Origin of the sequence: Sediminibacterium sp., from assembly GCF_051860225.1 — a bacterium.
Classification (GTDB): domain Bacteria; phylum Bacteroidota; class Bacteroidia; order Chitinophagales; family Chitinophagaceae; genus Sediminibacterium.
On sequence record NZ_JBHYEI010000002.1, the window covers coordinates 330,361 to 348,043 of the forward strand.

Annotated in this window: 21 protein-coding genes; 13 read left to right on the forward strand and 8 right to left on the reverse strand. The window is 38.0% G+C overall.

Going from position 1 to position 17,683, the window contains the following annotated elements:
• Positions 1 to 18 precede the first annotated feature (18 nt).
• Genes ACTIEI_RS08335 through ACTIEI_RS08350 form a run of 4 tightly spaced genes read left to right on the forward strand, consistent with a single transcriptional unit; the run spans position 19 to position 3,104 of the window.
• Positions 19 to 861 carry an N-acetylglucosamine kinase gene (locus ACTIEI_RS08335; protein WP_439505834.1) on the forward strand — a complete coding sequence of 281 codons (843 nt, stop codon included), beginning with the start codon at positions 19 to 21 and terminating at the stop codon, positions 859 to 861.
• 5 nt (positions 862 to 866) lie between these two features.
• On the forward strand, positions 867 to 1,688 hold the full coding sequence (gene murQ, locus ACTIEI_RS08340; RefSeq protein WP_439505835.1) for an N-acetylmuramic acid 6-phosphate etherase: 822 nt from the start codon (positions 867 to 869) through the stop codon (positions 1,686 to 1,688).
• A 1-nt stretch (position 1,689) separates the two neighbouring features.
• A complete protein-coding gene (locus tag ACTIEI_RS08345) occupies positions 1,690 to 2,256 on the forward strand; it encodes a hypothetical protein (protein WP_439505836.1) in 567 nt (188 codons plus the stop codon).
• Positions 2,253 to 3,104 carry a dienelactone hydrolase family protein gene (locus ACTIEI_RS08350; protein WP_439505837.1) on the forward strand — a complete coding sequence of 284 codons (852 nt, stop codon included), beginning with the start codon at positions 2,253 to 2,255 and terminating at the stop codon, positions 3,102 to 3,104. The genes ACTIEI_RS08345 and ACTIEI_RS08350 overlap by 4 nt, the downstream gene beginning before the upstream one ends.
• 4 nt (positions 3,105 to 3,108) lie before the next feature.
• On the opposite strand, the gene ACTIEI_RS08355 is transcribed toward ACTIEI_RS08350, so the two are convergent.
• Positions 3,109 to 4,092, reverse strand: a complete 984-nt coding sequence (locus ACTIEI_RS08355) for an ABC transporter ATP-binding protein (RefSeq protein WP_439505838.1) — start codon at positions 4,090 to 4,092, stop codon at positions 3,109 to 3,111.
• 54 nt (positions 4,093 to 4,146) lie between these two features.
• Between ACTIEI_RS08355 and ACTIEI_RS08360 the strand changes: the two genes are divergently transcribed.
• Positions 4,147 to 5,322, forward strand: a complete 1,176-nt coding sequence (locus ACTIEI_RS08360) for an aminotransferase class V-fold PLP-dependent enzyme (RefSeq protein WP_439505839.1) — start codon at positions 4,147 to 4,149, stop codon at positions 5,320 to 5,322.
• Here ACTIEI_RS08360 and ACTIEI_RS08365 read toward each other — a convergent pair.
• On the reverse strand, positions 5,319 to 5,537 hold the full coding sequence (locus ACTIEI_RS08365; RefSeq protein WP_439505840.1) for a VF530 family DNA-binding protein: 219 nt from the start codon (positions 5,535 to 5,537) through the stop codon (positions 5,319 to 5,321). The two genes, ACTIEI_RS08360 and ACTIEI_RS08365, sit on opposite strands and share 4 nt — an antisense overlap.
• Positions 5,538 to 5,545: 8 nt before the next feature.
• On the reverse strand, positions 5,546 to 6,676 hold the full coding sequence (locus ACTIEI_RS08370) for a hypothetical protein (protein ID WP_439505841.1): 1,131 nt from the start codon (positions 6,674 to 6,676) through the stop codon (positions 5,546 to 5,548).
• Positions 6,677 to 6,757: 81 nt separating this feature from the next.
• Between ACTIEI_RS08370 and ACTIEI_RS08375 the strand changes: the two genes are divergently transcribed.
• Positions 6,758 to 7,621, forward strand: a complete 864-nt coding sequence (locus ACTIEI_RS08375) for an MBL fold metallo-hydrolase (protein WP_439505842.1) — start codon at positions 6,758 to 6,760, stop codon at positions 7,619 to 7,621.
• A 46-nt stretch (positions 7,622 to 7,667) separates the two neighbouring features.
• The gene (locus tag ACTIEI_RS08380; RefSeq protein ID WP_439505843.1) at positions 7,668 to 8,522 is read left to right on the forward strand and encodes a ChaN family lipoprotein; all 855 of its coding nucleotides are present in this window, start codon (positions 7,668 to 7,670) and stop codon (positions 8,520 to 8,522) included.
• On the opposite strand, the gene ACTIEI_RS08385 is transcribed toward ACTIEI_RS08380, so the two are convergent.
• The 4 genes from ACTIEI_RS08385 to ACTIEI_RS08400 form a co-directional block, all read right to left on the reverse strand.
• Entirely contained in the window at positions 8,519 to 9,724 is a 1,206-nt protein-coding gene (locus ACTIEI_RS08385) for an exo-beta-N-acetylmuramidase NamZ family protein (protein ID WP_439505844.1), read from the reverse strand. The two genes, ACTIEI_RS08380 and ACTIEI_RS08385, sit on opposite strands and share 4 nt — an antisense overlap.
• A gap of 23 nt (positions 9,725 to 9,747) precedes the next feature.
• The gene (locus ACTIEI_RS08390) at positions 9,748 to 11,319 is read right to left on the reverse strand and encodes a M20/M25/M40 family metallo-hydrolase (protein WP_439505845.1); all 1,572 of its coding nucleotides are present in this window, start codon (positions 11,317 to 11,319) and stop codon (positions 9,748 to 9,750) included.
• Between the two features lie 69 nt (positions 11,320 to 11,388).
• Positions 11,389 to 13,074 (reverse strand): urocanate hydratase, encoded by a 1,686-nt coding sequence (gene hutU / locus ACTIEI_RS08395; RefSeq protein ID WP_439505846.1) that lies wholly within the window; start codon positions 13,072 to 13,074, stop codon positions 11,389 to 11,391.
• Between the two features lie 36 nt (positions 13,075 to 13,110).
• Positions 13,111 to 13,422: a hypothetical protein gene (locus ACTIEI_RS08400; protein ID WP_439505847.1), complete on the reverse strand. Its 312-nt coding sequence runs from the start codon at positions 13,420 to 13,422 to the stop codon at positions 13,111 to 13,113.
• Here ACTIEI_RS08400 and ACTIEI_RS08405 point away from each other — a divergent pair.
• The 3 genes from ACTIEI_RS08405 to ACTIEI_RS08415 all read left to right on the forward strand — a co-directional run bounded on the left by ACTIEI_RS08405 (position 13,421) and on the right by ACTIEI_RS08415 (position 15,505).
• Complete coding sequence (locus tag ACTIEI_RS08405; RefSeq protein WP_439505848.1) at positions 13,421 to 13,639, forward strand: hypothetical protein; 219 nt, start codon at positions 13,421 to 13,423, stop codon at positions 13,637 to 13,639. The genes ACTIEI_RS08400 and ACTIEI_RS08405 overlap by 2 nt on opposite strands.
• A gap of 111 nt (positions 13,640 to 13,750) precedes the next feature.
• Positions 13,751 to 14,494 carry an electron transfer flavoprotein subunit beta/FixA family protein gene (locus ACTIEI_RS08410; protein ID WP_439505849.1) on the forward strand — a complete coding sequence of 248 codons (744 nt, stop codon included), beginning with the start codon at positions 13,751 to 13,753 and terminating at the stop codon, positions 14,492 to 14,494.
• Between the two features lie 45 nt (positions 14,495 to 14,539).
• Positions 14,540 to 15,505: an electron transfer flavoprotein subunit alpha/FixB family protein gene (locus ACTIEI_RS08415; protein WP_439505850.1), complete on the forward strand. Its 966-nt coding sequence runs from the start codon at positions 14,540 to 14,542 to the stop codon at positions 15,503 to 15,505.
• Here ACTIEI_RS08415 and ACTIEI_RS08420 read toward each other — a convergent pair.
• Entirely contained in the window at positions 15,502 to 15,846 is a 345-nt protein-coding gene (locus tag ACTIEI_RS08420) for a cupin domain-containing protein (RefSeq protein WP_439505851.1), read from the reverse strand. The two genes, ACTIEI_RS08415 and ACTIEI_RS08420, sit on opposite strands and share 4 nt — an antisense overlap.
• 53 nt (positions 15,847 to 15,899) lie before the next feature.
• On the opposite strand from ACTIEI_RS08420, the gene ACTIEI_RS08425 reads away from it, so the two are divergent.
• Genes ACTIEI_RS08425 through ispE form a run of 3 tightly spaced genes read left to right on the forward strand, consistent with a single transcriptional unit; the run spans position 15,900 to position 17,659 of the window.
• Positions 15,900 to 16,205 (forward strand): DUF3817 domain-containing protein, encoded by a 306-nt coding sequence (locus ACTIEI_RS08425; RefSeq protein ID WP_439505852.1) that lies wholly within the window; start codon positions 15,900 to 15,902, stop codon positions 16,203 to 16,205.
• A gap of 35 nt (positions 16,206 to 16,240) precedes the next feature.
• Positions 16,241 to 16,834 carry a bifunctional nuclease family protein gene (locus ACTIEI_RS08430; protein ID WP_439505853.1) on the forward strand — a complete coding sequence of 198 codons (594 nt, stop codon included), beginning with the start codon at positions 16,241 to 16,243 and terminating at the stop codon, positions 16,832 to 16,834.
• Positions 16,835 to 16,852: 18 nt separating this feature from the next.
• Complete coding sequence (gene ispE / locus ACTIEI_RS08435; protein ID WP_439505854.1) at positions 16,853 to 17,659, forward strand: 4-(cytidine 5'-diphospho)-2-C-methyl-D-erythritol kinase; 807 nt, start codon at positions 16,853 to 16,855, stop codon at positions 17,657 to 17,659.
• Positions 17,660 to 17,683: the final 24 nt, after the last annotated feature.

Below are 17,683 nucleotides of genomic sequence, written 5' to 3' on the forward strand. Positions count from 1 at the left end.
CTGAATTAAACCTTTCCTATGCCTGCCATATTAATTGCCGACAGTGGCTCTACCAAATGCGAGTGGTGTTTACTAGTAAACGGCAAGAAAAAAACCGTTCTAACTCCAGCTATGAGCCCCTATTTTGTAACTGGAGACGAAATGATTCAAATTTTATCTAAACAACTTTTACCCAAAATAAAAAACACTTCCATTGATCAGCTCCATTTTTATGGAACAGGGCTTGGAAATCCAGCCAATATAGATATCATGAAAAAGGTTTTTAAAACCCTTTTTCCAAAAACCAAAACAACTATCAATACAGATTTATTGGGTATTGCACGCGCTTCTTGTGGCCACGAAAAAGGGATTGCCTGCATTTTAGGCACAGGATCTAATGCATGCTATTATAATGGTAAGAAAATCGTTTCCATTAGCCCTGGCCTAGGATATGTTTTAGGCGATGAAGGATCTGGTGCTTATTTGGGTAAAAAAGTAATTCAGTATTATTTGTACAAAACATTTGATGAAGACTTAATGTCTAGGTTTCAAAAGCGTTTTGGAGAAACCCATGCCAGTATTCTCGAAAACATATATAAGAAGCCCTTGGCAAACCGTTATATGGCTTCTTTTGCAATTTTTTTAGCCGAAAATAGAGGTCATTTTATGATAGAAAATATCATTGAAGACGGCTTAAATGACTTTTTCTTCACTCATTTATATAAATTCAAGGAAAGCTGGACACAACCAATCCATTTTGTGGGCAGTGTTGGATTTGGTTTTAGAGATGTTTTAAAGGAACTTTGCAATAGTTACGAGTTAGAATTGGGTAAAGTTTTAAAGACCCCAATGCCCGGTTTGGTGGCATTTCATAAACAATAAGCAATATGGGTAATTTCATAAAAGTTACAGAACAGGCTTCTAGGTACAATGACCTAGAAAAAATGAGTATTCAAGAAATTTTAACCAATATCAATAAAGAGGATAAAACAGTACCAGATGCTGTTGAAAAAGCCATTCCACAAATTGAAAAATTGATTGCTGCTACGGCAGACAAAATGTTACAAGGTGGAAGATTATTTTATATGGGGGCTGGCACCAGTGGAAGACTAGGCATATTAGACGCAAGCGAGTGCCCACCTACTTATGGGGTTCCTTATGGTTTAGTCATCGGCTTGATTGCAGGTGGTGAAAAAGCCATTACGCAAGCAGTTGAATTTGCCGAAGACAGTGCAGATGAAGGTTGGAGTGATTTACAAAAACATTTCATCAACGACAAAGATGTAGTGATAGGACTTGCTGCAAGTGGAACAACGCCATATGTAATTGGTGCCTTAAAAGAATGTAGAAAAAGAGGTATTATTACAGGTAGTATCAGTTGTAATCCGAACTCGCCTATTTCTGAAGCAGCTGACTTCCCGGTTGAAGTTGTTGTAGGACCAGAATTTGTAACAGGTAGTACGCGCATGAAAAGTGGTACTGCCCAGAAATTAGTCTTGAACATGATTTCTACCGCCATCATGATTCAATTAGGTCGTGTTGAAGACAATAAAATGGTCAACATGCAATTGAGTAATATAAAACTGGTAGACCGCGGAGTAAAAATGGTTATGGACAATTTGGGATTAACCGATTATGAAAAAGCGAAAGATTTATTACTTAAATACGGAAGCGTAAAAAAAGCAGTTGAATCGGTAGGGAGCGAATAGTATGCATGAGATAGAACCTTTTTTTAACTGGAGACATATTTATGTAGCAGAAGAAGACAAAAGATCTCCTTTTTACGGACGAACGTACTCTGAGTTTGAATTTTCACAAACTGTTTATAATTATTTTATACATCCACAATGGGATGATTTTGGAAGTAGAACATTGTACCTTAAAATCATTTATGTAGACTACGAATTACATTTCTCTATCATTGAACTGATTGGAGAATGGAATGATGCTATTGAAAATGACATTATGGAACTCAAGCGGGAAATCATTGACTTATTGGAGAAGGAAGGGATTTATAAATTTATATTAATTGCCGAAAATGTATTAAATTTCCATAGCAGCGATAAAGAATATTACCAAGAATGGTTTGAGGAAGTAACGGATGAAAACGGCTGGATCGTAGCATTGAATATGCCTGCAGCCACCCAACAAGATTTCAGAGGTAAGAAACTGCATTATTATATTGAATTAATGGATTTACCTGAATGGAGGGTATATAAACCTTATCATCTATTTAAAAAAATTGACGACCAAATCAATCAACGCATTGCCCTATGAAGCAAGAAATAATTGACCTCTACGACGAGTATACCCACAAACCTTTAAGCAGACCAGAATTCATGAGTCGCTTAGCAATACTAACTGGTGGCATGGCGGCAGCATTAAGTATTTTACCTATGATTGAGGTCAATGCAGCCAAAGCTAATATTACGGCAGAAGACGATTTAGAAATAGAAACCATTACCTATGAAGGGGTGAATGGAACAATGAGTGCATACGTGGCAAAACCAAAGGGAAAGAAAAAATTAGCTGCAGTTGTTGTAATTCATGAAAACAGGGGATTAAACGCCCATATAGAAGACGTGACCAGAAGGGCGGCAAAAGCAGGCTATCTTGCTATTGCCCCCAATATACTTGCCCCATTAGGGGAGTTGCCTAAAAACGACGACGAACTAAGAGCAAAATTTGCAACACTCAAAGCAGAAGAGAGTTTGCAAAATTTCATTCGCGCTTTTACTTATTTGAGTACCCGAAAAGACTGCAATGGTCAAATGGGTTGTGTAGGATTTTGTTGGGGTGGAGCAATGGCTAATAATTTAGCAGTAAATGTTCCCAATTTAAAAGCAGCAGTAGCGTATTACGGTAGACAACCAGAAGCTTCCAAAGTATCCCAAATAAAGGCATCGGTGATGTTGCATTATGGTGGATTAGACACCCGAGTAAATGAAGGTATACCAGCTTATGAAGCAGCACTAAAGGAAAACAAAATCAATTACGAACTCTTTATTTACGAAAATGTAAACCACGCATTTCATAATGACACAGCAGGCGCTAGATACAACGAAGCTGCAGCAAAGCTTTCATGGGAAAGAACCCTTGGCTTTTTTGCAAAATATTTAAAGTAATAAATTATGCCCCAATTGGTGCAACTGTAATAAATACAATGTCTCCTGCATTAAACATAAATGTGGTGGTTCTTACTTTTATGATAAACTCATCCACCCATACTTCAATGATATAATAAGCGCCAAAGAATAAAACTTTTTGAACCACCCCTTCTACGAAATGGGGCTGATTAGGTTTGGTAACAGATATAGCCAATTGTTCTGGTCTAATTAAGGCTCGCTTCCCTCTAACTCCTTCCCCTAACAGTTGAAGAAATACTTCATGGGTTTTGGTATTAATTAAATTGTACTCTCCCATCAAAGCAGCTACATATTCATTAACAGGATGATGATATAGTTGCTTCGGTGTTCCTTGCTGTACTAGCTGACCATCTTGCATGATGATGATTCTATCGGCCCAAGATAATAAATCGGTTGCATCATGTGAAACCAATAAACAAGTTACTTTTAATGTATTACAAATATCGTCTATTACCGATCGAATCAATTCTTTATGTACCCGATCTAAATTAGAGAAGGGCTCGTCAAGTAATAATAACTTAGGGAAAGTAGTGAGTTGTTTTGCCAATGCAATACGCTGCTTTTCACCACCCGACAATTCATCAGACTTTCGCATCATTAAATGACTGATTCTACAAACATCAAATATTTGTTGAGCAGATCTTGCATCTAATTGATTCGTCATTTCGAGTAACTCATGCACTTTATAATTATTCCTTAATTCAAAATGCTGAGACAAGTAAGCAATTTTTGGATGACCAGGCAATAACTGTTCGTCAGGCCCTAATACACGAATGCCCTCAAAATAAATATTCCCTTGATCGGGTTGCAATAAGCCTGCAATCAATTTTAGAAAAGTTGATTTGCCTGAACCAGTTTCACCAGCAATAGCTACTTTTTCTCCCTCTTGCATGGTAAAATGCATGGGATGAAGCACTGTATTGCCTCTTTCAAACTTAGTAACCGCTTGCAAATCCAGAAAAACCATAGCACAATTTACAAAATTGTACCTTCAATTACTAAACTATCTAATTGGCTTGTTATGATTACCGAACAATTAAGAAATGAATTTTTAGTAAGAAAAGACCTTACTTTTTTAAACTTTGGCTCTTTTGGCGCATGCCCTAAAACTATATTTGAAAGGTATCAACAATATCAGTTAGAACTGGAGCAAGAACCAGTCTTATTTATTGTTAAAACAGGATTAACCTATCTAGAACATTCTAGAGAGGCATTGGGTAAATATTTAAATTGTTCAGCAGACGATTTGGTTTATCTGGTAAATCCATCTCATGCGGTTAACCTAGTTGCTAAGAATTTTCCATTGAAAGCTGGTGATGAAGTACTTACTACCAATCTAGAATATGGAGCCTGCGATAGAACTTGGGAATACTATTGTGCCCAAGCGGGAGCCTACTATAAAAAGCAACATATCAACTTGCCTTTAACTACCAGAGAAACATTTGTGGAAGAATTTTTTAAAGGAGTAAATAATAGAACCAAATTAATTTTCATTAGCCATATTACCAGCTCAACAGGATTAAGATTTCCGATAGAAGAAATATGCGCTAAAGCAAAGCAGATGGGTATTCCCACTTTTATTGATGGTGCACATGGGCCAGCACAAGCTCCTATTGATTTAAGTAGTTTAGGCGCAGATATTTTCACCGGTGCTTGCCATAAATGGATGATGACCCCAAAGGGAAGTACTTTTCTGTATGTAAACAAAGCCTATCAACGCATGTTAGATCCACTAGTTATTAGTTGGGGATTCAACAGCACTACTCCTTCTCACTCATCCTTTTTAGATTATCACCAAACACAGGGAACCAGAGATTTTTCTGCCTTTTTATGTATTCCAGAAGCAATTCAATTCATGGACAAATACAATTGGGATGCAGTTTCAAAAGAATGTAGAGACTTGGTCAAATTGAACGCAATGAAATTTTGCGAGTTGGTAAACAGCCAACCATTGGCTCCTCTAACGGATGATTTTATTCTACAACTATTCAGCATCCCCATTAAAACCAAAGACCCTGTTCAATTAAAAAATTGTTTGTTTGATCAGTATAAAATTGAAATACCGGTTATGCCACATGGTGATCGAGTGTTCTTAAGGTATTCTATCCAGGCTTTCAATACACAAGCAGATTTGGATAAACTGTATGAAGCTGTATCAGATATCATCAAAACAACCAACCTAATTGAAATAGATTAAAGTGTACTAATATAAAGGTCTTCTACTTTTTTTCGAGCCCATGGGGTCTTTCGCAAAAAAGTAAGCGAAGATTTAATGCTCGGATTATTTTTAAAACAATTGATATTAATCATTCTGGCAAGGTCTTCCCAACCAAAATGCTTTACTAAATAAGTAAGAATCCACTCCAGGGTTTTACCATGGAGTGGATCATTGGATACAAAGTTTTCAGACATGCTGCAATTTAATCATTGTTCCTGGTTGTGCCAGTACCATTTCTGTTTCCTCTACCACTATTTCCTGGCCTGGATTCGGGAGATGTACGTTGAGGGGGATTAGAACGCACTTCAGGACGATTCGTCTGATTTGGTAGAGCAGGTCTAGCTTCCGGGCGATTTCTATCATTCCAATCAGGTCTTGAATAAGGGCGATTTCTATCATTCCAATCAGGTCTTGAATAAAGACGGCGATCATTATAATTGGGCCTTGAAAAATTCACTGAAACTGGTCGACTATTCATAGGCAACCGATCTCTTGAAACCCTGTATCCTTCTTGAAAAGATCGTGGTCTGTTATAAGTATTTCTAAAATAGCCTTGTTGATATCGGTTAATGTATACTACCGACCTAGACCTCCATCCATTATTACCATAATGCCAATTATACCAATTACGGTTCCTATAAAAAGAACTTCTTGAGAAATATCCGAAATAGATATTGAAATTATTATAATGGTATCCAGAATACCAATGCCATGAATAAGGTCTCCAAGGTCTCCACCAATTGGGATAATTATTCCATCCCCAAATAGAAACCCAAGGACGGTAAGTAGGCACATAAATGTATTGCACAATTGGCCAACTGGCTACTTCTACATAAGAAATAGTTCTTCGTTCTGTAGGAGCATATTCATCATCAAAGTCTGAACGAAAACCAGGATTAGTTCTACCCTCAGTAGCATAGTTGGGTTCTATAATATAGTCTTTACCGTATAAATCTTCATCCCCCACCACCTGAATGTACACGCGATTATCAGATTCTTTTGTAACAACAAATACTGCAATGTCTTGCTGTTCGCTGCTATTGACCCCTACCCGCAAAGTAATACTATGCACATTTTCTTTAACCTTATCTATCACACTGATATAATCAATTTGATCATCTCCGTCTAAATCTAGGTTATTGATTTTTCGTTCTGGGTCATTAATGGTTTTCTCAAAATCTTCCAAAGTTTTAGATTCTTGAAAAACTTTAAGTGCAGCATATAAATTAAAATTATCGCCAGGCAAACCCAACTGTTTTGGTTGCTTAGACTGAGCTTGCATTTGTAAGGCAACTGCAATGAGGAAGACCAATAGTGTAAAAGTCTTTTTCATAATTATCCATTTAAGGAATATAAGACAAAATACATGCCATCTATATGGCTTTGTAAGAAAATTGGCATTTATTTGCGGTTCATGAGTTTACAAATTGCTTCTTTAAATTCTGGGTCAAACGGCAACTGTTATTACATAGGAAATAACACAGACGCGGTTTTGGTAGATATTGGTCTTTCCTTAAGAGAAACAGAAATCAGGATGAAACAACTGAATTTATCGGTAGAAAAACTTAGAGCCATTTTTATTTCACACGAACATACCGACCATATTAAGGGGCTTTCTACTTTTGCCAATAAATATAAACTTCCCATTTATATAACACCTGAAACCGCAAAAGGAGGACCTAAATTAATCAGGCACTTGTCTCAATCTTTTGAAGCCAATCAACCCATTTTCATTGGTAAAAATTATTGCCAGGCTGAAAATGCCTTAATGATTACTCCTTTTCGTAAAGAACACGATGCAGCAGATCCGCATAGTTTTATTGTAAGCTATCAGGGGATTCATGTAGGCGTGATTACCGATATTGGAATTGCATGCAATAACGTTACCCATTATTTTCAACAATGCCATGCTGCTTTTTTAGAGTCTAATTATGATGAAGTGCTTCTTAAAAATGGACGTTATTCGCAACCTTTAAAAGACAGAATAAGTAATGGAAAAGGGCATATTTCTAATAGACAGGCACTCGATCTATTTAAAAATTATCGACCTAAAAACATGAGCCATTTGTTACTCTCCCATTTATCAAAAGAGAACAACAATCCTGCATTAGCGCTAGAAACTTTTCAACCACATGCCAATCAAACACAAATATTAATTGCATCTAGGTACGAGCCAAGCCCTATAATTGAAGTTTCCCCCAGCAATAGATTTGACTTAGTATTACTGAAAAAACCTATAACTACAACTAAAGCAATTCAGGGAACTTTATTTGGTTAGCGGTTGATTAGCCATATATGGTATATTTGGTTTTAAATACCCCATCATGAAAAAGATACTGATTGCCTTTTGGTTATTTGCATTTACGACTGCATTAAACGCGCAACAAAAAAGCCCTTATACTTTATTTGATTCAAAAGGCAGAAAAGTTTCATACACAAAAATGATTCGCCAATTAAAAGAAAAAGACATTGTTCTATTTGGTGAATACCACAATAATGCCATAGCACATTGGCTTCAATTGTCTGTCACCAAAGACTTACATGCAAAAAGACAAATGGTATTGGGGGCAGAAATGTTTGAAGCAGACAATCAAGAAGCCTTAAACAATTACTTATCAGGAAAACTAAGTGCAAAAGGCTTAGACTCTAATGCCCGCCTTTGGAAAAATTATCCAACCGATTATGCACCATTGGTGAACTATGCAAAGGCAAATAATATCCCCTTTATTGCAACCAATATTCCAAGAAAATATGCAGCACTGGTAAACAAAGCAGGTTTTGGAAAATTAGATAGCCTTACCAGCGAAGAAAAAAAATGGATAGCTCCTTTACCCATGGCTTATGATGCGAGTTTACCTGGATATGTAAATATGATGAAAATGATGGGTGTACATGCAACCGAAAATATGCCCAAGGCACAAGCTAGCAAAGACGCCACTATGGCCCATTTTATATTAGCCAATCATACCAACGGCTCATTGTTTTTACACTACAATGGAGCTTATCATTCTGATTATTTTGACGGCATCAATTGGTATTTAAAGCAACAAAAACCAAATCTTAAAATAGGAACGATTTCAACAGTTAGTCAGACTAATATAAAAAGCCTGCTCGCCGAACATTTAGGCAAAGCAGACTTTATTATTTGCGTTGATACAGATATGACTAATACTTACTAGGGGTAGAGTAAATATTTCTTTCGCATAGTTTTGTATTCAGATAATCCAGGCTCCCAAGAAGCATAAATTTCTTCTACTGATTTTCCTTCTGCAACTTGCTTGCGAAATACATCATTCCCTATTAATTTATTGATATCTCCTATTTGGTTACTCTGTGACCGATCAAAGAATTGTTCCTTAGCAGGAAACTTGTTATAGAGATCAATCATCCATTGAATTTGAATGCGATTCTTCTTTTTCAATTCAGCAATATCCACCTTACGAAGATCTAATCCGTAACATTCTTTATTCATGTGCAAAGGAGTTTCTGCCATGCCTTTGATGCTAACAGGTGTAAATGAAAAATCATAAATACCTTTATACAAGGGACTTCCAAAAATGGTAAAAGGGAACATGGTGCCTCTTCCATGATTCAATACTGTTCCTTCGAACAAGCAGGTGGTAGGATACAACATTATACTTTGCTGTGTATTCAAATTGGGAGATGGCTTCACTGGTAAAGTATAGTCCATATCATGTGCATAATTGGCCACCTTAATGATTTTCAATTTGGCCTGCATTTTATTGGGCAACCATCCTTCCCCATTAATCATTTGAGCAAATTCAGCAATGGTCATACCATGCGCAATCGGAATAGGGAACATTCCAATTCCCGATTTGAATTTCATGTCTAAAATAGGACCATCCACTAAGTAACCGTTGGGATTGGGTCTGTCTAATATCAATAGTTCTTTTCCATTTTCTGCACAAGCTTCCATGATATGACTCAATACATTGATATAGGTATAAAAACGACAACCCACATCTTGTATATCAAAAATCATCAGGTCTACATCAGCCATGTCTTCCTTAGAAGGCTTGCGTTTAGGGCCATATAAAGACACCACTTTTACGCCACTTGTTGGGTCTACTTCGTCCGCTACTTTTATGCCTGCACTAGCATTGCCCCTGAATCCATGTTCAGGACCAAATACTTTTACAATATTTACGCCCAGCTTTAACATGCTGTCTACAAAATGCTTGTCTCCTACAATTGTGGTAGGATTAGCTAATAATGCCACTCGCTTACCTTTTAAATAAGACAAGTATTTATCCGTTTGATCTGCACCCGTTTTAATCGGCTTGTCTTTTATAGGTCTTTCTGCAAAAGCAAGAGTTGTAATCAACCCAACCAATAAAAAAGGCAATAATATTTTCTTCATAAATAAATAATAGACGTTAATACTTAATTATCATAACCACCCGCACGCTTGGCTTTGCCTTGTGTTGGCCACACTTGCGGACCACGAGGACCTGCAGGCAATTCTGCTTTATCGGTTGGCATACGCTCTGGATCTTCACAAGCCATATACACTAAAATAGCAGTTAAAATGGCATTGTTCCGTACATCATCAAATACGATTTTATCGTAAGTATCTCTATTGGTATGCCAGGTGTAATTTCCATAAGACCAACCCAAAGCACCTAAAGAAAATGCAGGTGCACCAACTGCAATAAACGATGCATTATCAGAGCCACCGCCAGCAGGTGAGCCAGGGAAACTAGTTCTTACCGTATCTCTAATATAAGAAGGGGCTGCTGCTAACCAACGGGTAATAAAATCCTTTGCATATTTAAATCCGGCTCCACCTAAATTCACAACACGACCAGTACCATTGTCTTGATTAAATAATGCTTGCAAATTTTTTACTACTTCAGGATGGTCTTCAACAAATGCACGTGACCCATTTAATCCTTGTTCTTCAGAACCCCAATGGCCTACTAAAATGGTTCTTTTAGGATTGGGATACACTGCTTTTAAAATGCGCATTGCTTCCATCATCACTAAGGTTCCTGTTCCATTATCAGTAGCACCTGTTCCACCATCCCAAGAATCAAAATGTGCAGATAACATAACATATTCATTCGGCTTTTCTGTGCCTTTCATTTCTGCCAAAGTATTGAATGTTGGAACTACGCCTAACTCTTTAGACTGAGCAAACACAGTAATCTTAGGAGCTTGACCAGATTCAGTTAAACGAAACAATAAAGCATAATCTTCTAAAGCAATATCAATTGTTGGAACTTTTTTGGTGTTGGCTGCAAAAATTTTGTTTACGCCAAAACCATTGCTCCATAAGCTTCCTACCACTCCAACGGCTCCTGCATTTTCTAAAGCTTGCGCTAATTTTGCAGCACTCAAACCAGTTTTGCTGATGCGTTTGCGCCAAGCATCGGTTGCATCAGCGCGTTCTTTTTTCATTTTGTCAATGGATGCTTTAGTTCCAAACTCTGCCCAGTTATAATCTGGACGTCCGGTTGGTTGAGGCATTGAAATCAATACAAATTTTCCTTTAACATTGGGCAACCATGCTTGAAATGCCAATGAGTCTGCTACATCAGCCAATACGATGGTTTCTGCAGTTACTGGCTTTTTAGTAGCTGGGCTAAATGCCAACTGAGTACCTTCTAAAGACCTTGTCCAAGGAGCTACCATATCGATATGCGTCACGCCTCTATCCCATCCTCGCCAAGTTCCATAGTTTTCTCTTTTAGCTTCTATCCCCCAATTTTTATATTGCGCAATTGCCCAATCACTTGCTTGAACCATTTTAGATGAACCCACTAAGCGAGGTCCTACTCCATCCATTAACTCATGCCCCAATCTTTGCAATTGAGAATTGGTATTGGCTTCTTTAATAATAGCTTCAACAGTAGGATTTAATTTCTCCTGTGCCACAACGGGCAAAGCAATTAATCCCAAACCCACTACTAGTAGGTTGAAAGATTTATTTAATTTTTGCGTCATATTTTTCATAAGGTAATAATACAAAACTTCTGTAAGAGTACCGTATGATTTGACTGGATTATGATGGATGGATGAATCTTAAAGCCCTAAATTAAATTGAGCTGCAGTTGCTTGGGCAATTTCATAACCTGCATCTGCATGCCTAATCACACCCATACCTGGATCATTGCGTAAAACCCTTGCCAGTCTTGTAGCAGCTTCATCTGTTCCATCTGCAACAATCACCATTCCTGCATGAATAGAATAACCCATCCCCACTCCACCGCCATGGTGTAAAGAAACCCAACTGGCACCTCCAGCAGTATTTACTAAAGCATTTAATACTGGCCAATCAGCTACTGCATCTGACCCATCTAACATAGCTTCTGTTTCCCTATTAGGAGAAGCCACTGAACCTGTATCTAAATGATCTCTCCCAATAACAATGGGCGCTTTTACTTTTCCTGTTTTGACCAATTCATTAAATGCCAAACCAGCAATTTCTCTTTCACCTTGCCCTAACCAACAAATTCTAGCAGGCAATCCTTGAAATGCAATTTTTTCTTTAGCCATTTTCATCCACCGTTGCATGCTTTTATTTTGGGGAAATAAGTTTTGTATTACTTCATCCGTTACTGCTATATCTGCAGGATCCCCACTTAAGGCAGCCCATCTAAACGGTCCCTTCCCTTCACAAAATAATGGGCGTATATAAGCGGGTACAAAGCCAGGAAAATCAAATGATCTTCCTACAACATAAGTTAATGCATTGCCTTTTGCTTGTTGCTGCTCTTCAAATTCTTTTGCCCTTGCTCTTATATTATTCCCGTAATCAAAAGTAATGGAACCCCTATCCATTAATTGCAGCATTAATTGCACATGTAAATACATGCTTTCATAACTTTTAGCAATATATCCTTCGGGATCAGACCCGCGCAAAGCAGTTGCTTCCTCGTTGCTCATTTGATGCGGGATATAACCAATTAAAGGATCATGTGCAGATGTTTGATCAGTTAAGGTATCAGGTATACAATTTCGATTTAACAATGCTTGTAATAAATCAATCGCATTACATAATACGCCAATACTTTTTGCTTCACCCGCAGCTTTGTACTTAAGCGCTTGGTCAATGGCTGCATCAATATCAATAAATTTTTCATCTAGGTATTTTGTTTCAACACGCTTATCAATTCTCCATTCTTCCACTTCAGCAATTAATGCAACCCCTTCGTTCATGGTAATAGCCAGCGGTTGTGCTCCACCCATACCCCCTAGCCCAGCTGTTACATTTAAGGTTCCTTTTAAAGTGCCGCCAAAATGTTTATCGGCAATGGCTGCATAGGTTTCAAAAGTTCCTTGCACAATTCCTTGCGATCCAATATAAATCCAACTGCCCGCAGTCATTTGACCATACATCATTAGGCCCTTCTGTTCTAATTCAGCAAAATGTTTCCAATTGGCCCAATTGGGCACCAACTGAGAATTGCTCAATAAAACCCTTGGCGCATCTTTATGGGTTTTCATAATACCCACTGGCTTGCCACTTTGAATCAACAGTGTTTCGTTTTCTTCCAATGATTTTAAGGAAGCAATTATTTTATCTAATGCATCAAAATTGCGCGCAGCTTTACCTCTTCCTCCATATACAATTAAGTCTTCGGGTCTTTCTGCTACAGCAGGATCAAGGTTGTTTAACAACATTCTTAATGCAGCTTCTTGCACCCACCCTTTACAATTCAATTGTGTCCCTGTTGGGGTCTTGTATTTTTGGTAATCGTAAGACATGATGGCAATTTTTTAGTATCGTTAATGGTTATGCTATTAGTAAACTAAATCTTCGTAGGCAGATTGCAATTCATTATAGGAATGCTGGTCTTTTGCAGCTTTTGCTGCTTCCATACCTTTCTCGTACCATTGAATGGCCGCAGAGGTTTCCCCTATTCTTTCAAGTAATTTGGCCAAATGGTAGTAAGAACCAATATAAGTTGGATTTTCTGTTAAGATGGCTTCAAACAATACTTTAGCTGCTTCATCATTTCCAATCTTGATCCACTCCAATGCTAATGCATGACGCAAAAAATAATCTGTGGGGTTGGATTGTAACATTTCTTGAATTCTGGCAATTCGATTCATGAGGCTAAAGTATGAAATTCCGTACTTTTACAAGGTGGAAAAAGACAATCAACATAATATGAATCAGGAGGAGGACAAGGAATTAGACAAAGCCCTCTCCAATGAAGCTTTATTGAAAATTGAAAATCCTTTAACCAAAGCCGAATTAGACAATTTGGCTGCATTTTTTGCTAAAGAAATGTCAAAGGAATCCAGCTCAGAAAAGCCTAAACCTTAAAGCTCGAAACTTTTTGGTTATTTTTTGGTTAAATACGAACAGTTGTTCATTTCTCACATTATATTTGCAATAGTTGCATAAACAACTATTTAATAGATAAACCATAACCATATGAAGATTTTAGTTTGTGTTAGCAAAACACCAGACACGACTTCTAAAATTGCCTTCACCGATGGCAATACCAAATTTGATGAAGCGGGTGTTCAATGGATTATTAATCCATACGACGAGTGGTATTCTTTGGTAAGAGCCATTGAATTAAAAGAAGCAAATCCGGCAGCTACCATTCACTTAGTAACCGTTGGCAATGCAGATGCAGAACCTATTATCAGAAAGGCATTAGCCTTGGGCGGAGACGAAGCCATCCGAGTAAATACCGACAATAGCGATGCGTATTATATTGCAGCGCAAATTGCAGAAGTAGCTAAGCAAGGTGGTTATGATATTATTTTTACAGGGAAAGAAACCATTGATTATAATGGATCTTCTATTGGTGGTATGATCGCAGAATTAGTAGATGCGCCGTATATTTCCTTAGCTACCAAATTTGATTTGAACGGAACAACGGCAACCGTTGTTCGTGAAATTGAAGGTGGGGAAGAAACAGCTGAAGTTGCCCTTCCTGTTGTGGTAAGTTGCCAAAAAGGAATGGCAGAACAAAGAATCCCCAATATGCGTGGAATTATGGCTGCAAGAACCAAGCCACTTAAAGTGGTTGAACCTGCTGCTGTAGATGCATTAACTAGTATTGCTAGCTTTGAATTACCTCCTGCAAAAGCTGGGGTTAAATTGGTGGCTCCCGATAATGTTGCTGAACTAGTCAGATTATTACACGAAGAAGCCAAAGCCATTTAATCTAGTGTTTGTTAAACAAACGATCATCACACAAAATAATTCAACATGTCAGTTTTAATATTTATCGACCAATCAGAAGGTCATGTAAAAAAATCTTCTTTAGAAGCACTTACTTATGGGGCAGATGTAGCCAAGCAATTGGGTACTACTGCTGAAGGTATTGTATTAGGTACAGTAAGCGATGACTTAGCAGCACTAGGAAAATATGGTGTGAGCAAAATACACCAAGTTAGCAATGCATTGCTAAACAATGTAGACGCACAAGTTTATGCAAGTGTAATCAGTGAAGCTGCTTCTACCAGTGGCGCTACAGTAATTGTATTTTCTCATAACCAAACAGGGAAAGCAGTGGCTGCAAGAGTAGCTGCTAAATTGAAAGCTGGCCTTGTAGCTGGGGCATGCGCATTGCCAGATACTAGTAATGGTTTTTCTGTAAAGAAAACAGTTTTCTCTGGTAAGGCTTATGCAAATGTGAATATCCTTTCAGCCATTAAAGTAGTTTCTTTAAATCCAAATGCTTACAAGACTGTTGCAACAGAAGGCACTGCTGCTGTTGAAGAATTAGCTGTAACTGTTAGCGAGCCTAAAGTAAAAGTAACTGCAGTGAATAAAATAACCGGAGAAGTTCCATTAACTGAGGCCGATATTGTGGTAAGTGGTGGTAGAGGTTTAAAAGGGCCAGAACATTGGGGTATTTTATTAGATCTTGCTAAAGAATTGGGCGCTGCAACAGCTTGTAGCCGACCAGTGGGAGATGCACATTGGAGACCACATCATGAACACGTAGGTCAAACCGGCGTTCAAGTTGCCCCTAACTTGTATATCGCTATTGGTATTTCTGGCGCTATTCAACACTTAGCAGGCGTAAATCGTTCTAAAGTAATTGTTGTAATCAACAAAGATCCTGAAGCACCCTTCTTTAAAGCAGCAGACTACGGTATTGTAGGAGATGCGTTTGAAGTAGTTCCACAATTAACCGCTGCGATTCAAAAAATGAAAGCAGGTGCTTAACCTAAATTGATTCCACCTTTTTCTCGATAGTCTTCACGCAATGGCGTGAAGACATCGAGTATAAAACAGTTGGTGATTGCTAGGCCGCTGTGCATCGTATTAGAGGGAATCACAAATACCTGCCCCGGTTCTAGTACATGTTTTACCCCATCTACGGTTAATTCAAAAGTTCCATCCAAAATATAGGAAACTTGCTCTTGGGGATGCGAGTGTGTTGGCAATACTGCGCCAGCAACAGCTTTCACGTGAGAATAAGTAGCGTTAGTAGTATGTATAAACTGTGCATCGTATCCTTCAATTAATTTACAAGAAGGAATTTCATGAATATTAAATTGGGGCATTTTAACGTATTTAGCAACACAATTTGCACATAAATTTTGGTAGTTTTGCAACTATGCAAAAATCAGCTGGGAAAGCATCAGGCTTATTTAGAACAATAGGTTATGCAGAAGGAATTTCTTTATTATTATTATTAGGCATTGCCATGCCATTGAAATATTTAGCTGGCTACCCATTGGCAGTAAAATACACTGGTTGGGCACACGGTCTTTTATTTGTTGCTTATTTGGCCCTAGCGCTATGGGTAAAAGAACAAGACAACTGGCCTTTTAAATACCTAATCTATGCCTTTTTAGCAGCCTTTTTTCCGTTTGGAACTTTCCTTTTCGACAAATGGTTGAAGAAACAAGGCAACGCATGATTCATTCGCATTTTTAAGTTAATTTAGCACACAATATGAAGAAGATTGAACTGGAAATTGTAGCGCTTTCTCACAGCATTACACAAACCCACTCTTATGCAGTAGTATTGGGTGAAATGAATGGCTTACGTAGACTCCCGATTGTAATTGGAGGGTTCGAGGCACAGGCAATTGCAGTAGCTTTAGAAAACATGCATCCCAGTCGTCCACTCACGCACGACTTGATGAAAAATTTCATGAATGCATTTGGGGTTGAATTGCAAGAAATCATCATCAACGATTTACAAGAAGGCATTTTCTATTCAAAATTAGTTTGCTATACCGATAACGATACCGTTGAAATAGATAGCCGCACCAGCGATGCATTGGCATTGGCGGTAAGATTTGGCTGTCCTATTTACACCTACGATAATATTTTAGAAAGCGCAGGCATTGCTATGGAAGAGGGTGGCGCTGCAAAACCCAAAATGGAAGCAGTAGGATCAGAAGAGCCTGCTGGCAGTAGCGAACGTTCAGACCTAAGCACCCTCAATATAGAAGAGCTCAATAATTTATTAAATGAAGTGCTAGAACAAGAAGATTATATCAGAGCCATCGCTATTCGTGATGAGTTGAAAAAAAGAAAATAGTGCTTTGCACTAAAGCCCATGGTCACTTTTCCCAACTGCAAAATTAATCTTGGATTACATATTACCGGAAAAAGACCGGATGGATTTCATGAATTGGAGACCGTATTTTATCCAGTACCATTAAAAGATGTATTGGAAGTAGTTACTGCAACCGACTTAGAATTTAGCGCTTCAGGCTTAGCTATTCCAGGAAATCCAGAAACGAATCTTTGTTTAAAAGCCTACCATTTATTAAAAAAAGATTTCCCTCAGCTGCCGAATGTGCACCTGCATTTACACAAAATCATTCCGATGGGAGCAGGACTGGGCGGAGGAAGTGCAGATGGTGCATTTGCATTGCAATTACTGAATGATAAATATTTGCTAGGGTTATCCCCTGAGCAATTAATACAATACGCCCTTCAACTAGGCAGTGATTGTCCATTTTTTATCCTTAACCAACCTTGTTATGCAACAGGAAGAGGCGAAGATTTAACTCCAATAAAATTGGATTTATCGGAGTATCGTTTTGTTTTAGTACACCCCGGCATTCATATCAATACCAAATGGGCTTTTGAACAAATTCAACCTGGGTTACCATCAAGATCAATTAAAGAGATCATTCAATTACCTATTCAGGATTGGAAGTATCATTTAAGCAATGATTTTGAATCCCCCATCATGCAGCATTATCCTGCAATTGAAGCAATCAAATTGGCACTCTATAATGACGGCGCTTTATATGCAAGTATGAGCGGCAGCGGCAGTGCGGTATTTGGCATCTATCCTACGAATGGAAATATTCGATTGAAGAAACAATTGAATTACCGTATAGATATTATTTAGTTAGTATCTTTTACCGAAAATTGA

Excerpts from the sequence above, each read along its gene's own strand:
- ACTIEI_RS08385 (WP_439505844.1), bottom strand. The coding sequence starts at position 9,724 with ATGAAGAAAATATTATTGCCTTTTTTATTGGTTGGGTTGATTACAACT.
- ACTIEI_RS08350 (WP_439505837.1), top strand. The coding sequence starts at position 2,253 with ATGAAGCAAGAAATAATTGACCTCTACGACGAGTATACCCACAAACCT.
- ACTIEI_RS08355 (WP_439505838.1), bottom strand. The coding sequence starts at position 4,092 with ATGGTTTTTCTGGATTTGCAAGCGGTTACTAAGTTTGAAAGAGGCAAT.
- ACTIEI_RS08370 (WP_439505841.1), bottom strand. The coding sequence starts at position 6,676 with ATGAAAAAGACTTTTACACTATTGGTCTTCCTCATTGCAGTTGCCTTA.
- ACTIEI_RS08420 (WP_439505851.1), bottom strand. The coding sequence starts at position 15,846 with ATGCCCCAATTTAATATTCATGAAATTCCTTCTTGTAAATTAATTGAA.
- ACTIEI_RS08335 (WP_439505834.1), top strand. The coding sequence starts at position 19 with ATGCCTGCCATATTAATTGCCGACAGTGGCTCTACCAAATGCGAGTGG.
- ACTIEI_RS08400 (WP_439505847.1), bottom strand. The coding sequence starts at position 13,422 with ATGAATCGAATTGCCAGAATTCAAGAAATGTTACAATCCAACCCCACA.
- ACTIEI_RS08390 (WP_439505845.1), bottom strand. The coding sequence starts at position 11,319 with ATGAAAAATATGACGCAAAAATTAAATAAATCTTTCAACCTACTAGTA.
- ACTIEI_RS08405 (WP_439505848.1), top strand. The coding sequence starts at position 13,421 with ATGAGGCTAAAGTATGAAATTCCGTACTTTTACAAGGTGGAAAAAGAC.
- ACTIEI_RS08365 (WP_439505840.1), bottom strand. The coding sequence starts at position 5,537 with ATGTCTGAAAACTTTGTATCCAATGATCCACTCCATGGTAAAACCCTG.
- ACTIEI_RS08375 (WP_439505842.1), top strand. The coding sequence starts at position 6,758 with ATGAGTTTACAAATTGCTTCTTTAAATTCTGGGTCAAACGGCAACTGT.
- ACTIEI_RS08410 (WP_439505849.1), top strand. The coding sequence starts at position 13,751 with ATGAAGATTTTAGTTTGTGTTAGCAAAACACCAGACACGACTTCTAAA.
- ACTIEI_RS08360 (WP_439505839.1), top strand. The coding sequence starts at position 4,147 with ATGATTACCGAACAATTAAGAAATGAATTTTTAGTAAGAAAAGACCTT.
- hutU (WP_439505846.1), bottom strand. The coding sequence starts at position 13,074 with ATGTCTTACGATTACCAAAAATACAAGACCCCAACAGGGACACAATTG.
- ACTIEI_RS08345 (WP_439505836.1), top strand. The coding sequence starts at position 1,690 with ATGCATGAGATAGAACCTTTTTTTAACTGGAGACATATTTATGTAGCA.
- ACTIEI_RS08380 (WP_439505843.1), top strand. The coding sequence starts at position 7,668 with ATGAAAAAGATACTGATTGCCTTTTGGTTATTTGCATTTACGACTGCA.
- ACTIEI_RS08425 (WP_439505852.1), top strand. The coding sequence starts at position 15,900 with ATGCAAAAATCAGCTGGGAAAGCATCAGGCTTATTTAGAACAATAGGT.
- murQ (WP_439505835.1), top strand. The coding sequence starts at position 867 with ATGGGTAATTTCATAAAAGTTACAGAACAGGCTTCTAGGTACAATGAC.
- ACTIEI_RS08430 (WP_439505853.1), top strand. The coding sequence starts at position 16,241 with ATGAAGAAGATTGAACTGGAAATTGTAGCGCTTTCTCACAGCATTACA.
- ACTIEI_RS08415 (WP_439505850.1), top strand. The coding sequence starts at position 14,540 with ATGTCAGTTTTAATATTTATCGACCAATCAGAAGGTCATGTAAAAAAA.
- ispE (WP_439505854.1), top strand. The coding sequence starts at position 16,853 with ATGGTCACTTTTCCCAACTGCAAAATTAATCTTGGATTACATATTACC.